The 13,343-nt window shown below is 59.1% G+C and carries 16 protein-coding genes and 4 pseudogenes; 15 read left to right on the top strand and 5 right to left on the bottom strand.

What is annotated here, in order from left to right; all coding sequences use genetic code 11:
• The first annotated feature begins 512 nt into the window (after positions 1-512).
• Both ACP7E6_RS28735 and ACP7E6_RS28740 read left to right on the top strand, forming a co-directional pair.
• Positions 513-1,001: a twin-arginine translocation pathway signal gene (locus tag ACP7E6_RS28735; RefSeq protein WP_426233503.1), complete on the top strand. Its 489-nt coding sequence runs from the start codon at positions 513-515 to the stop codon at positions 999-1,001.
• A 15-nt stretch (positions 1,002-1,016) separates the two neighbouring features.
• Positions 1,017-1,619 carry a ferric reductase-like transmembrane domain-containing protein gene (locus ACP7E6_RS28740; RefSeq protein ID WP_426233505.1) on the top strand — a complete coding sequence of 201 codons (603 nt, stop codon included), beginning with the start codon at positions 1,017-1,019 and terminating at the stop codon, positions 1,617-1,619.
• A 267-nt stretch (positions 1,620-1,886) separates the two neighbouring features.
• Here ACP7E6_RS28740 and glnQ read toward each other — a convergent pair.
• Positions 1,887-2,196: pseudogene (gene glnQ, locus ACP7E6_RS28745) on the bottom strand (glutamine ABC transporter ATP-binding protein GlnQ); the annotation flags it as partial.
• A gap of 273 nt (positions 2,197-2,469) precedes the next feature.
• On the opposite strand from glnQ, the gene ACP7E6_RS28750 reads away from it, so the two are divergent.
• Complete coding sequence (locus ACP7E6_RS28750) at positions 2,470-2,877, top strand: ankyrin repeat domain-containing protein (RefSeq protein WP_426233564.1); 408 nt, start codon at positions 2,470-2,472, stop codon at positions 2,875-2,877.
• The gene (locus tag ACP7E6_RS28755; protein WP_426233507.1) at positions 2,870-3,181 is read left to right on the top strand and encodes a hypothetical protein; all 312 of its coding nucleotides are present in this window, start codon (positions 2,870-2,872) and stop codon (positions 3,179-3,181) included. The genes ACP7E6_RS28750 and ACP7E6_RS28755 overlap by 8 nt, the downstream gene beginning before the upstream one ends.
• Here ACP7E6_RS28755 and ACP7E6_RS28760 read toward each other — a convergent pair.
• Positions 3,129-3,374, bottom strand: a pseudogene (locus tag ACP7E6_RS28760) (damage-inducible mutagenesis protein); the annotation flags it as partial. The gene ACP7E6_RS28755 and the pseudogene ACP7E6_RS28760 sit on opposite strands and share 53 nt — an antisense overlap.
• Before the next feature lie 175 nt (positions 3,375-3,549).
• Between ACP7E6_RS28760 and ACP7E6_RS28765 the strand changes: the two are divergent.
• The 6 genes and pseudogenes from ACP7E6_RS28765 to ACP7E6_RS28790 all read left to right on the top strand — a co-directional run bounded on the left by ACP7E6_RS28765 (position 3,550) and on the right by ACP7E6_RS28790 (position 8,297).
• The gene (locus tag ACP7E6_RS28765; RefSeq protein WP_426233509.1) at positions 3,550-5,616 is read left to right on the top strand and encodes an ATP-dependent helicase; all 2,067 of its coding nucleotides are present in this window, start codon (positions 3,550-3,552) and stop codon (positions 5,614-5,616) included.
• A 12-nt stretch (positions 5,617-5,628) separates the two neighbouring features.
• A pseudogene (locus ACP7E6_RS28770) lies at positions 5,629-6,197 on the top strand (SOS response-associated peptidase); the annotation flags it as partial.
• A gap of 104 nt (positions 6,198-6,301) precedes the next feature.
• Positions 6,302-6,526 carry a hypothetical protein gene (locus ACP7E6_RS28775; protein ID WP_426233511.1) on the top strand — a complete coding sequence of 75 codons (225 nt, stop codon included), beginning with the start codon at positions 6,302-6,304 and terminating at the stop codon, positions 6,524-6,526.
• 24 nt (positions 6,527-6,550) lie between these two features.
• A complete protein-coding gene (locus tag ACP7E6_RS28780; RefSeq protein ID WP_426233513.1) occupies positions 6,551-7,069 on the top strand; it encodes a 2'-5' RNA ligase family protein in 519 nt (172 codons plus the stop codon).
• Between the two features lie 374 nt (positions 7,070-7,443).
• A complete protein-coding gene (locus tag ACP7E6_RS28785; protein WP_426233514.1) occupies positions 7,444-7,920 on the top strand; it encodes an Hsp20 family protein in 477 nt (158 codons plus the stop codon).
• Between the two features lie 77 nt (positions 7,921-7,997).
• On the top strand, positions 7,998-8,297 hold the full coding sequence (locus ACP7E6_RS28790; protein WP_426233516.1) for a DUF982 domain-containing protein: 300 nt from the start codon (positions 7,998-8,000) through the stop codon (positions 8,295-8,297).
• Between the two features lie 138 nt (positions 8,298-8,435).
• On the opposite strand, the gene ACP7E6_RS28795 is transcribed toward ACP7E6_RS28790, so the two are convergent.
• The 3 genes from ACP7E6_RS28795 to ACP7E6_RS28805 form a co-directional block, all read right to left on the bottom strand.
• On the bottom strand, positions 8,436-8,747 hold the full coding sequence (locus ACP7E6_RS28795) for a hypothetical protein (protein ID WP_426233518.1): 312 nt from the start codon (positions 8,745-8,747) through the stop codon (positions 8,436-8,438).
• A 272-nt stretch (positions 8,748-9,019) separates the two neighbouring features.
• The gene (locus tag ACP7E6_RS28800; protein ID WP_426233520.1) at positions 9,020-9,913 is read right to left on the bottom strand and encodes a DMT family transporter; all 894 of its coding nucleotides are present in this window, start codon (positions 9,911-9,913) and stop codon (positions 9,020-9,022) included.
• A gap of 44 nt (positions 9,914-9,957) precedes the next feature.
• Entirely contained in the window at positions 9,958-10,359 is a 402-nt protein-coding gene (locus ACP7E6_RS28805) for a tautomerase family protein (protein ID WP_426233522.1), read from the bottom strand.
• Positions 10,360-10,447: 88 nt separating this feature from the next.
• Here ACP7E6_RS28805 and ACP7E6_RS28810 point away from each other — a divergent pair, with 88 nt between their 5' ends.
• The 5 genes and pseudogenes from ACP7E6_RS28810 to ACP7E6_RS28830 all read left to right on the top strand — a co-directional run bounded on the left by ACP7E6_RS28810 (position 10,448) and on the right by ACP7E6_RS28830 (position 13,288).
• Complete coding sequence (locus tag ACP7E6_RS28810; RefSeq protein ID WP_426233523.1) at positions 10,448-11,290, top strand: LysR family transcriptional regulator; 843 nt, start codon at positions 10,448-10,450, stop codon at positions 11,288-11,290.
• A 21-nt stretch (positions 11,291-11,311) separates the two neighbouring features.
• Positions 11,312-11,814: pseudogene (locus ACP7E6_RS28815) on the top strand (hypothetical protein); the annotation flags it as partial.
• Between the two features lie 133 nt (positions 11,815-11,947).
• A complete protein-coding gene (locus tag ACP7E6_RS28820) occupies positions 11,948-12,196 on the top strand; it encodes a type II toxin-antitoxin system Phd/YefM family antitoxin (protein ID WP_426233524.1) in 249 nt (82 codons plus the stop codon).
• On the top strand, positions 12,193-12,615 hold the full coding sequence (locus ACP7E6_RS28825; RefSeq protein ID WP_426233525.1) for a type II toxin-antitoxin system VapC family toxin: 423 nt from the start codon (positions 12,193-12,195) through the stop codon (positions 12,613-12,615). The genes ACP7E6_RS28820 and ACP7E6_RS28825 overlap by 4 nt, the downstream gene beginning before the upstream one ends.
• A 379-nt stretch (positions 12,616-12,994) precedes the next feature.
• Positions 12,995-13,288 (top strand): hypothetical protein, encoded by a 294-nt coding sequence (locus tag ACP7E6_RS28830; RefSeq protein ID WP_426233526.1) that lies wholly within the window; start codon positions 12,995-12,997, stop codon positions 13,286-13,288.
• Positions 13,289-13,343 lie beyond the last annotated feature (55 nt).

Raw genomic sequence — 13,343 nt, forward strand, 5'->3', positions numbered from 1 at the left:
TGTCCGCGGCGGACGTCGCCCGCCAAGCGCAGGGACTGGCGCTCGCGATCGAAAAGTATGTCCCTCCCTCTCCCCCCAATCTTGCCTCTCTCGTACTGCTCATCGAGAATGGCCGCCGAGTACTTCTGACGGGAGACGCGGGCGTGAGAGCCTGCTCGAATGCCTCACCGCGGCGAAATTAATTGGAGACGATAGGCGGCTCGAAGTCGACGTGCTGCTGACCTGATCGCGTACTCACTGGTGATATGCTGCCTATGCTCGCCTTGACGAGATTCGAACCAATCGCCCTGCTATTACGAGGGATCTTCTTGTCTCAGAACGGCCAGAAGAGGAACCCGTTGGATGACCAGACGCAAAGACCTCGACCAACTCACCGCCTGTTCGCAACATTGCTGTGGCTGCCTCCCATCACGAAACCGTGCCCTGTTGTGTTCGCCGCCGCGATTGGTCGCCGGCCGAAAAGGCGGTAAGTATCGACGTAGTTCATCACCGAACTCGGGAAGGAGATCAGCATGTCTGACATCGATTTTGAGCGCCGAGCATTGCTTGCCGCTGGCGGTACCTTTGCATTGGCCGGGTTCACTGGCCTCGCGATGCCTGCTCGCGCCGCAGGTCTCGCCGCGACGCCGTCGATGCGCGGGGGCGCCAACAACTATGTGCCCGGCGCGAAGATTGTCGAGCGTATCGGCGGAGGCGGCTTCTGGATGTCGGGTACAGTGCGCCGCGCTGGAGACGGCGCCCCACTACCGGGCCAGCGCATCCAGATCTGGGCCCATACGACCGAAGGCAGCGAGCGCGACTTGCGCAGCCACGGCGCTACTTTGACCGACGCCAATGGGGCGTTTCGGCTCGAAATGCCGCAGATCGTGCCGGCACTCGGTCAAGCACATGCGCACCTTGCCTATGACAGCGGCGAATTCGACACAGTGTTCCTTCGCCCCCTGCTGCCGAACCCGAAGGTCGCCAGCCTCGAGGCGCATTTCATCCTCCAGCCGGTCTGACCTGAACCGATGCGTATGGCCCGCGCACTGCTGATCTGGACCGGATTCGTGCTCGCGCTCCTCTTGCCCCTGACCTTTGCCGCGACGAGCGAATACCTAGCTTGGCGCGACCCGGTCTATATAGCTGCCGGCTTGGCGGGCGTCATTGCTCTCTGCCTCCTTCTGGTCCAACCCCTCCTCGCGCGTGGATGGCTGCCTGGCCTGCACCTGCCGCTGGGCCGTCTTGTCCACCGTGCAGTAGGCGTGCTTTTGGTCGCGACCGTTGTTGTTCACGTCGCTGGCCTGTGGATCACCAGCCCTCCCGACATAGTCGACGCGCTACTGTTGCGCTCGCCAACACCGTTTTCTGTCTGGGGGGTGGCATCCATGTGGGCTCTCTTTGCAGCCGCGCTACTCTCTCTGTTGCGGCGGCGTCTCTCGCCGCGTTCCTGGCGCGTCGGCCACGCGAGCCTCGTCAGCATCGTAGTGCTTGGTGGTGCAGTCCACGCAATGTTGATCGAGGGCACGATGACCACAACGTCGAAGGCCGTGCTGTGCGGTCTCGCCATGACAGCAACCATGGCCGCGGTAGCGACCCCGTGGCTGCGTGCAAGAAGGCGCGCTCCAGGTAAGGAATGACCTTCTGGACCTCATGAGGACCGTCGTCGAATGGCGTTCGTTTCGTCACCACCCAACCCGGCGTATCCGAATTGCGGCCGAAACTTACATGGCAACGCCCTATTGCTCATTGCTTTGGATTCCGGTGGAGACGGCACAGCTCTCGTCTTATAGCCGCTCCCATTCGCCTGCTACAAGGTCATGGCCTGGAAGCTTGTCCAACTCCACCGCCTTGATTAGATTCGAACAACTGGCCTCGATTTACCTGTTCGACTTAGGAATTTGTTCTCAATGCATGAGAATTTGGCTGAGGAACAGTTTCGTACGCTCATGCTGCGGGTTGGTGAAGAATTCCTCCGGACTCCCCTCTTCGATGATCTGGCCGGAATTCATGAAAATCACCCGATCGGCAACCGCTCGCGCAAAAACCCATCTCGTGGGTGACGCAGACCATCGTCATGCCGTCACGAGCAAGGCTCGACATCGTATCAAGAACTTCCGAGACCATTTCCGGATCCAGTGCTGAAGTCGGCTCGTCAAATAGCATGACGGCCGGCTCCATGCAGAGGCTGCGGGCGATCGCGACGCGCTGTTGCTGGCGCCGGTTGAAGCAGCGGATCAGCGTGGATTTCCCAGAGCCGGAAGGGCCGCCCTCGTCTGCATTGAGCACCCCGCATGACGAGTGCAAATCGACATTCAGGCTTGCGCTGATTGTCGAAAAGCTCCAGTCTGGCTCCCTCGACGTTGCCGGCTAGGACTACCCCCATCTTCTAAGTCCCGACAGGCCCCCTGCCCCCAAATCCACTGACCCATGGCTGAAAAATTGGATCAAGAACTATAAAAGGCTTTCGTCATCGACGATTTCGAGACGATTAAAGTCCTCGTCAAGCAAGGCATCGACGTGAACTCGGTCGATGCCAGGGATGGAAGCTCGATTCTGCTTCGCGCCGTCATCGAAAATGATAAGAGCACGGTCGATCTGCTGCTTGAAAAGCATGCCGATTCAAATAAGTCGGACCGTCGAAAGATGACACCGCTCCACTATGCGGCGCTTTACAAGCACATCGATGTGGCTCGGGCATTGATCAATGCCGGCGCCTTTGTAGACGCACAGGATCAAGGCGGCAGCACGCCATTGGCCTATGCGGCGAGCGACAGAAGGGACGGATATCTCGAGATGGTAAAACTGTTGGTTGCTGGTGGGGCAAATGCCGATTTACGAATCAAGGATGGCAGATTGCTACTCGAATTCTACGGAATTTCCTTGAAAGATGAATGACGTATCGGTGAGAACGCTGATTGAAGAACTCGTGGATAGTGACATACGCACTTTAGCCGATCGCGAGCAATACCTTGGCTATGCCAAGAATGTCCGTGCGGGGCATCACGAATTAGCCATTACCGGCAATGCGTTCAGCGTGAAACTCACACGCGAGGGGGTGTTGATAGAGAGTCTCTGGGACGAAGCTATGGCTCTCGAACGTATGACACTGGACCAATTCATTGCAAAGGCTGAAATGATCTGCATCGTTTCGCTCGGCCGATGCCCAGCAAAGGGAGCGGCTCAGAGGGAAGAACGCTGATGCGCCACCGTGTCGTGGCGGCCATTGGTTGACCGAAGTCTATTCCCTCTATCGGGCGCCGGCATCGGCGCAGCGCGATGCCGATGGTGCCGGACGTTTCCGCCGCAACCTGCAGTCATCTGGAAGCCGTCATCGGAAGACGAACTAACTCTGCGACAACGGCGCCAAGCCCGTCAAACGCAGACCCTTGCTCTGGGCTTTCCAGCGGCGATCGCAGCTGATATGTTCATTATTTGTTCTTGTTATCCCGACGAGTCAGTTCTGATTCGGACGGTAGGCATGGCGGTGAGTTAGGAACGCGACGCACATGCGACGGGCATCCAAACCAAAACGGCCGGGACAGACTGGCAACTATCGGGGATCACGGCATGACGGTTTCCTATTTGGGAAAACTGAACGAGCAGCAGAGGCAGGCTGTGCAATTCGGCGTTGGACTGGCAGACGGACAAGTGGCGGGACCGCTACTAATCATCGCCGGCGCCGGATCCGGCAAGACCAATACCTTGGCGCATCGGGTGGCGCATCTGATCGTCAACGGCGCCGATCCGCGGCGCATGCTGCTGATGACATTTTCCCGTCGAGCGGCGTCCGAAATGGCGCGCCGTGTGGAGCGGATCTGCAAACATGTGCTTGGCGCCAATTCCGGCATTCTCGCCGACGCGCTGGCCTGGTCTGGCACGTTTCACGGGATCGGGGCACGGTTGCTGCGGATCTATGCCGAGCAGATTGGACTGAACGTAGATTTCACCATCCATGATCGCGAGGACAGTGCCGACCTGATGAACCTTGCCCGTCACGAACTCGGGTTGTCCAAGACCGAGAGCCGATTTCCGACCAAGGGCACCTGCCTGTCAATCTATTCGCGAGTGGTCAACTCGCAGACACCGCTGAATGAAATCCTGCGCCAGCACTTTCCATGGGTGGTGACCTGGGAAGAACAACTAAAGCAGCTGTTTGCTGCTTATGTCGAAGCCAAGCAGGTCCAGAACGTCCTCGATTACGACGACCTGCTGCTATACTGGGCCCAGATGGTCAGCGATCCTGATCTTGCCGACGATATTGGCAACCGCTTTGACCATGTGATGGTTGACGAATACCAGGATACCAACAGGCTTCAGGCCTCGGTGCTGATGGCGCTTAAACCCGGCGGTCGTGGTCTGACCGTGGTTGGCGACGATGCGCAATCGATCTATTCGTTTCGGGCAGCAACCGTTCGCAACATCCTCAATTTCCCATCATCCTTCAGTCCGGCCGCCGATATCATCACCCTCGACCGCAATTACCGCTCGACGCAGCCGATCCTGGCTGCGGCAAACGGCGTCATCGATCTGGCGCGCGAGCGCTTCACCAAGAACCTGTGGACCGACCGGCAATCGCTGGAGCGACCGAAACTCGTCACCGTCAAGGATGAAACCGAGCAGGCAAACTTCATCGTCGACCAGGTGCTGGCCAATCGCGAGACCGGCATGACGCTGAAGAACCAGGCCGTGTTGTTCCGCACGTCCAGTCATAGCGGTCCGCTCGAGGTTGAGCTGACCCGCCGCAACATTCCCTTCGTCAAATTCGGCGGCCTGAAGTTTCTCGACAGCGCCCATGTGAAGGACATGCTGGCCGTTCTGCGGTTTGCCCAGAACCCGCGCGACCGCGTCGCCGGCTTTCGCCTGCTGCAGATGCTGCCGGGGATCGGGCCAAAGACGGCCGGCAATATTCTCGAGACGATCGCGACCGACCCGGAGCCGCTGCTGGCCCTGGCTGAAATCCCGCCTCCGCCCAAGACCGGCGAAGACTGGACATCCTTCGTTCAGTTGCTCGCAAACCTGCGCAAGACCGAAGATGGCTGGCCCTCGGATATCGGTCAGGCACGCCTCTGGTATGAACCGCATCTCGATCGCATCCATGAGGATGCCGACACCCGCAAGGCCGACCTGCTGCAGCTCGAGCAGATCGCCAGTGGATACCCCTCGCGCGAACGCTTCCTGACCGAACTGACGCTCGATCCGCCTGACGCCACCAGCGACCAGGCCGGGGTGCCGCTGCTCGACGAAGACTATCTGATCCTGTCGACCATCCATTCGGCCAAAGGCCAGGAATGGCGCGCTGTCTTCATGCTCAATGTGGTCGACGGTTGCATACCCTCAGATCTTGGAACCGGCACGACCCAGGAACTGGAGGAGGAGCGCCGGCTGCTTTATGTCGCCATGACCCGCGCCCGGGATCACCTCGCTTTGATTATGCCGCAGCGGTTTTTCACCCATGGGCAGGCCGCGCAGGGTGATCGGCACGTTTACGCCGCAAGGACGCGGTTCATTCCGACGACCCTGCTGCAATTCTTCGAGACGACGACCTGGCCGAAGGTCTCAGCAGTTGCGTCCGAGCGCAGCGCCCAGCAGATCCGCATCGATGTCGGTGCGCGCATGCGGGCCATGTGGAAATAGGGAGAGGATCGAATGTGCAATCTCTATAATGTGACGACCACCCGCGACGCGGTTCTGCAGTTCACGAAAGCCTTCCGGGATCAAGCTGGCTGGAACGAAGCGAGCTTCGACGTTTACCCGGGCTATCAGGCACCGATTGCCCGCATCGCAGAGGACGGTCAGCGGGAGATCGCACGGGCAACGTGGGGCATGACGTCACCGCCTGCCTATGTGAAGAATTACGACCCCGGCGTCACCAATATCCTTAATGTGGGTTCCCCGCACTGGCGCCGCTGGCGTGCCGTTCACCTCCTTTGCCGAACCGGATCCGGCCAGCAAGGTGGAGGGCGGGCGTGTGCCGAACGCCTGGTTTGCCGGCAATGAACATCGGCCACTGATGTTCGACATCGCCAAACGAGATCGTCTCTCCCATCCATGAAAAGGCCATGCTGGCAATTCTTACCACGCCGGAAGAGGTCGACACTTGGCTGATGGCGCCTTGGGACGAGGCCCGCCATCTGCAACGCCCGCTCCTCGCCAACATGCTGGTGATCGTGCCGCCACAGACCAAACCAAAGCCGGACGAGGAAAGTCTGTTGCTATTCGTCAAGGACATTGATGATCTCGAACGCGCAATTCCTAGGCTCAAACCGCTGTCCGAAAAGTCTGGAGATATTGCGAGGCACAGGGCATCAGCGGCAAGACGGTGACCGTCAAGATCAAGTATTCGGATTTACCCAGGCGACCCGAAGCCGTACTGCCGCGCAGCCGAGCGAATGTCGCTGAGATTATCGATATCGCTTCCGCCGTGCTTGCGACCGTCTATCCATTCAAGCTATCGGCGCGGCTACTCGGAGTTACGCTGTCATCGCTGACCAACGACCAGGACGCTAATGGTGCGGAACAACCGCCGCTCGATCTGGATTTCTGAAACTCACATGGACGGTCTGGTATCTTGAAAACTCTTCAGCCCCTGATCCTGACGGCGCGCATTTCCGACGGCGACCTCGAGCCATTTAATCGTCTTCGTCAGGAGTACTTTCCACCGGATCGAAATTTTCTGTCAGCGCATCTGACGATGTTTCACCGTCTGCCCGGCGAATGCAGGGAGCAAATTGTCCAGCATCTTATCGAGGTTGCGGCAAGGTATGCTCCAATCACAGCTGACGTCAGTGACCTTCGTCATATCGGCGCTGGTGTCGCGTTCACGATTGCCAGCCCGGAGCTTCGGGCCATCCACGCCAGACTGAGGGGAGCCTTCATGCCGTGGCTGGGTGGCCAGGACATGCAGAAGTGGCAGCCCCATATTACGATCCAGAACAAAGTCTCAAAATTGGCGGCGGATACCTTGCACGCAGCTCTTATGGAGAAATTCCGACCGCATACAATCGAGATTATCGGCCTCGATCTGTGGCGGTATTTGGGTGGTCCGTGGCAGCACGAAACCTCCGCCATGTTTGGCCAAGCTCGCTGATGCGAATCGCCACGGCGCCAACTGAAACAGCTTGGCAGTTCAGCCTTTATACTAGAATTAAGGGCTTTGACGTGGGCGTCCGCGGTCTCGTCCGAAAACGAAAAAGCCTGCCGCGGGAGGAAGTGCGGCAGGCTTTTCGAAAAGAACGAACAACGGCTTAAGAGGAGGAGTGCCGCTGTTCCGACAGAAGTCTGCGCCGGTGACACACCAGAACCCACTGCAAAAATTTTCGTCATTTTCCCTAGCCGTGATCTTGAAACTGAATTTTTGGAAAACCAGATATTTTTTCACTGGATGCCGAAAGGGCCAGTGATCGCTGAGGTGCCGCGAGCTCGGCACCTTCGTACCCATGTTGCTTCAAGGAGGATATGGCTATGGCAACATCTTATGACTATGCACCGCTTTTCCGCTCAAGCGTTGGCTTCGACCGTGTCTTCAATCTCCTCGAAAATGCCCAGCGTGCCCGCTCGATCAGCGACTGGCCGCCCTATGACATCGTCAAGACGGGTGATGACACCTATCGCATTTCAGTGGCGGTTGCCGGCTTCTCACAGGACGATCTGAACCTCACGTTCCAGTCGAACCTGCTCACCATCACCGGAAACAGGGGCGAAGCGCAGGGCGAAGGCTATCTGCACCGTGGCATCGCCGGTCGGCCTTTCGAGCACCGTTTTGAACTCGCTGATCACGTTCGGGTCTCTGGTGCCGATCTGACGAACGGACTGTTGTCAGTTGACCTCGTCCGTGAAATCCCCGAGGCCCTCAAGCCCCGCAAAATCGAGATCCAGACGAACACGTCCATCCCAAAACAGGTGACCACGCCCCAGATCGAGGCTCAGAAAGCCGCCTAACCAGCTCGAATACAAGGGGCGCCGGTTATCGGTGCCCCTTTACTTTCAACAATCGGGCTCTTTGAAAGGAGTGCGCCATGAAACCCGATATGTTCGAAATACCGGTTACGATTTTAACCGGCCTAGGTATGCCAACACAAATACGATCGGTGCTGCAGGCCTATCGATTTCTGCTGGAATGGCCAAAAACAAACCATGATGCTGCACACGCTGTGTCATTGAAAGCCTGCAAAGCCGCAATCGATGGCGAGGTTGAGCCGGAGACAGCACGCAGCATTTTTGTCGCCTTCGCAGATAAACACGACCTACTTGCACCCGATCTTGCCGTCATCGCGGTAGCCCGCCGCCGGCACGGCAGCGATCCACACCTGCGATGACCTTGATGCACTATCCGTCGTGAGCGAAGATCGAAAAGCGCGCATGCAAAATCCGCACTTCGTGGGCACGAGACATCTTCGCCGTCGCGCAGCACGCGCTTCGACCCGCACCACGGTCTACTTTTTCCTTGGCGCTTATCAGTGGAGGATGATCGCCTCGATCCCGATCGGAAGGCCGATCCTGAAGAATTTATCGCCATGCTTCGCAAGCAGGGCCCTGCCTTTGCAGTGGCGGATGATACGAAGGTCCTGCAGCGCCCAATGCAGTATGGAGAGCGGAGGGAGATCCGGCTCGTTGAGAACCTTATTCACCGAATAGAGGATTTCCGGTTCATACCCGGGCCACTGAAATTCACGTGCCGCCCATTCGACACATTTCCTGTGAAAAGCGTCTAAGGATTGCGTCAGCGATATGCCGCCGTTTTGCTTGACATAGCGGAGAAGCTTCATGCCATTGGTGGCAAGTGGGCTAGCTGTCGGTTCGCCCTAATGAAGCGCGGGAGACACATACAAAGGGGGAGAGCGTGGATGCGCGGAACATGGAAAGTATAATGCCGTAATAACTCACCGCCGTCTGCCCCGACACGATTTGATTTCGAACCACTGGCCCGCCATATCAGACACAGGCGCCATGACTTGAGGCCTGGATGCACGGGCGATGACGGCAGCAATTGGATTGTCAGCTCCAGTCAGAGACACTTCGGTACTTCTGAGGCCCACGCCTACCTCCAGAAGATTAGCGCCATCCCGGCCACGACAAGTGCGCCTCCGGCCCACGCAGCGGGCGCAGGTAGTTCCCCGGTCTTCAGCCAGAGCATCGGCAGGATAATCACGGGTGTAGTCGCAGACAGCGTCGAGACGATGCCGACTTTTCCGCCCGAAAGCGCGAAGAGAAGGAGCGTCATGCCGAAGGCCAGGGCGATGATGCCCGTCATGGCCGTTTGGAAGAACACGCTCTTGGTCAGCGGCCCCTTCGGCCCGACCGCCTCGATTGGCAGCTGGGTAAGCGCGGTCAGGCAGAGGGCGCCGACCGCAACACGCAGCATGGAGGCGGCCAGAGGATCAATCCCGGTCGCCATGACGGGCCTCGCGATCAGGGAGCCGATCGCCTGGCTGAGCGCGGCTAGTACGCCGACGAGGACGCCAAGCCAAAGCGGTCCCTTCACGGTCTCCCATTGGTGCATCTGCGCCTTGCGCTTGCCGAAGAGGAGTGCGAGCAGAACCCCGCAGAGCGTCAGGCCTGCGCCAGTCATGGCGATACCGGAAAGCTGCTCGCCAAGCACCGCCCATCCGAGCAGCGCGGCGATCGGGGCGTTGAGGGCGAACAGGATTCCCGAGCGGCGGGGGCCCAGCCGGTTCAGGCAGGTGAACAGAAGCGTGTCGCCAACAAAGATGCCGATGAAGCCCGACAGGAGGAGGGGCCATAGTACCTCGGGCTGCAGTTCCCGCCATGTCCCCGACGCGAGCACGTAGAGGCCGAGCAGGAAGGCGACAAAGAGCTGCCGCGTCCTGTTGAAGACCAGTGCTCCGAGATATCCTGCGGGGCCCGCGGAGAGGAGCCCTGTCAGCGCCCAACAGGTCGCGGCGCCGACGGCTGCCAGCTCATATATCGGCATCTCGTCCTCCTTATTCCGCGACAGGCTTCATCCGGTCGCCGACACTATCTGTGCTTGCGCGCCCATCTCAGGTTCTGGGTCAGCCCGCCATAACCGTAGGCATCGCCATCGACTGCGTGGACCAGAACATAGCTCGCCTCGTGCACCGGGCCGACAAGTGCGTTCATCTCGTCATAGACGCGCCGGACCCATTCGGTCGTCTCGTCCTTGGTGTTCGTCTGCTCAGTGATCGAGACCTCGACATAGAAGGTTCCAACCTTCTGGTCGGCGACACTCGATCCGGCAACGATCCAATCACCGGGTTCGGCGCTCTCGACGAGGACCGCGGTGACACCCGGGTCCTTGTGTAGGATTTCGGCCGTCAGGCGAGACAGCAGAGCCGCAATTTCCTGTTTCGGATCGCGTCCGTCCTGGGGTTTCGTGTAGCGGGCTTTGATCATGGGCATGGGGCATCTCCTTGTTGCCGGAGGACCTTGCGCTAATCTCACCATAATGAGAAGATAATCCCTGATACTTCAACCATAGTGATTTTATATGATTGATCTCGAGAGCGTCCGCCTGTTCATTCTCTCCGTGGAGCTTGGCAGCCTGACGAAGGCGGCCGAGGCGGCGGGAACCGTGCAACCTGTCGTCAGCCTGAAACTGAAGACGCTGGAGCAGCGGCTGGGCAGGCGTCTGATCGACCGCACGCCGAGGCACCTGCGCCTGACGGAAGACGGCCAGGTCTTCCTGCCAAAGGCACGGGAGCTGCTCGCCAAGCACGAGGAAGCGTTGACATTCGGCAACGAAACACCGCTGAACTTCTCGCTCGCTGCCAGTGATCATGCGATCGGGGGTCGCCTATCGGCGGCCATACGGGCGATTCGCGTGGCACTTCCCTCCAATGCAGTCATCGAAGTGAACATCGGCTTCTCCCGGAATGTGAAGGAGACCTTCGCATCCGGCCACGCGGACGCCGCCATCATCCGGCGTAACGGCGGCGGCTCCGAAGGCGAGATCCTGCGCACCGACAGGCTGGGGTGGCGAACGGCTCCGGGCTGGCGACCGCGCTCGAACAGCGCCATCCCGCTAGTGTCGCTGGGATCCGAGTGCGGCGTCCGGGAAATCGCGGTCGCGCAGCTTCGAAGGGCCGGCGTGGACTGGCGCGACGCCTTCATCGCCGGAAGCTGCGCGGCCCTCCATGACGGAATTCTTGCAGACGCGGGTGTTGCACCGATGGGCGACATCTGTGCCCGTGGCCTGCCCGACCGCGGCGCCGAATTGGGGCTGCCACCGCTGCCGCCTTCAGACATCGTCCTTCTTTCACGGGCACGAACGCCGGCCCATGCCTCGGCGATCAGGGCGCTGGCCGCGGCTGTGTCGGGCACGGCGGGCTAGGCGAAGAGCGTGAACCTGTTACTTCGCCAGCTCTGTCTCTGCCCGTGGTGCCACTTCCCGAGTTCCGATCGACGGCGGGAAGACATGAAATGCGGTGAGGTGCGCTGGAGCGATCGGGAGGTGCTTATCCCGTCGGCAGCCTTCAAGAGCTCGAGCTCGTCCTTCTTTGGACAGAAACCGTTTCGGCTCACCTGCCGGACCTGCTTGATCTCTATAAATATCGAGGCCTATATCGATCGCCATCGCGGTGTCTTGCTAGGGTCGGCAAAGGATCTAGGCACTCTGTTCGTCAAGACGGTGAAGACAACCAGTTTGGACGCGGCCTACGACTACCAAGTTCTATGAGGCCCCTGATTCAGCGCTATGGATCTACAATCCCTATACCGGCCGCGGTGCCATCAAGGGTCTGCTGCCACACGGCCCTCATAACGTCCGGGATTTCCTGGCACTATGGCCGCTTCTTGCCACAGGATAAGGCGGCTTTGGCTGCCAAGATATTGAACCAGGTCTGGGAAGCCGCGTAACGACCGGCATGGCTTTGAATGGAGCGGTGCGCCACTCCATTCCCTGACGCGTCCTCATCCTATGACGTCTAACCTTGTGTCGGCGACGATTGGTATTATATGTAGGTACATACCTACATCGGAGTGCAGTGACATGTCTACCCTCACGAGCCGCGAACTCAATCACGACGTCAGCGGTGCCAAGAAGGCCGCGCAACATGGACCAGTGATCATCACCGACCGGGGCAAGCCGTCGCACGTGCTGATGACCTATGACGACTTCAATCGTCTATCCGGCAAGCGCCGCAACCTGGTCGAGATCTTGTCCATGCCGGGGCTTTCCGAGATCGATTTCTCGCCCGAGCCTGCCGAGATTGTTTCGCGCCCGGTGGATTTGTCTTGACCTATCTGCTCGACACCAATGTCGTCTCAGAACTGCGCAAGATCGGTGACGGCAAAGCCGACGCCAATGTCGTCGCCTGGGTCGGTCGGGAAGATGCGGCCTCCTTCTTCCTCTCGGCGATCACCATCCTGGAATTGGAGCGTGGTATCCTTGGGGTACAGCGGCGCGATGCACGCCAAGGCGCCCGGTTGCGGACCTGGCTCGACAGCCACGTCCGGCCTGAATTTGCCGGCCGGATCATTGCCATCGACGATGCGGTTGCGACGCGCTGCGCCCATCTGCACATTCTCGATCGGCGCAATGAAGTTGATGCTTTGATTGCCGCGACCGCGCTTGTTCACGGGCTGACAGTGGTCACCCGCAACGTCAAGGACTTCGAAGGGACCGGCGCGATCATCGCTGACCCTTGGTTGGGATGATTTTGCTGTGTGCAGTTTAAAAGCCTCGTGAGGAAATAACCGCACGGACCGTCTTTGCCAAATAACGATCGATAATGTTGCATTATCGCTCGCAGCCCTGGCGACCGGGAAGGCTGCCGGTATCGTCGCGCAGAACCGTAAAGATACCGTTACCGTCTCGACGCTGGGGGCGTGAGCTCCGATGAGATGAAATGAAATCGCAACTTCATCCAAGTAAGGCGCATTGCTCCCGGCCTGTCCCTTTTCCCGATAACTCGCGGCCCAGCTTCCCAGGAGGCTTCGTAACTAAATATCCATTGTTATTATGGCACCAATGCTGACTCAGAGGGCAAACTCCACGATCACGAGTCCGACGGCAAGGGCGGGCTGAAGGAGGCATATGACCAAGAGACCCATGAGCCCGCGCGAAGCGGCGGCCCGTGCTCTTTGCAGAAAAGATGGTCACCCGGAGAATATCCAGTTCGAAGGCCGGCCGATGTGGGAGAGCTATCTCGACACCGTGGATGTGGTGCTGGAGACCGCAACGCCACTCTCGATAGAGGCGACGGCGTTGCGCATGACCGAATTGATCCTGGAGGAACATCGCAAGACGATGATCCATTTTGATGCCAGCAAGGCGTGGATATTCGAGACCTATCAGCAGTGCCTGGCAAAGCTGAGAAAACTGCCGTGACCGGCAAAGCGCTGCCGACCCTCCTCCCCTCCCCCGGACTGGACAAACAGGACGC

Source organism: Pararhizobium sp. DWP3-4, from assembly GCF_049898205.1.
Taxonomy (GTDB): Bacteria; Pseudomonadota; Alphaproteobacteria; order Rhizobiales; family Rhizobiaceae; genus Pararhizobium.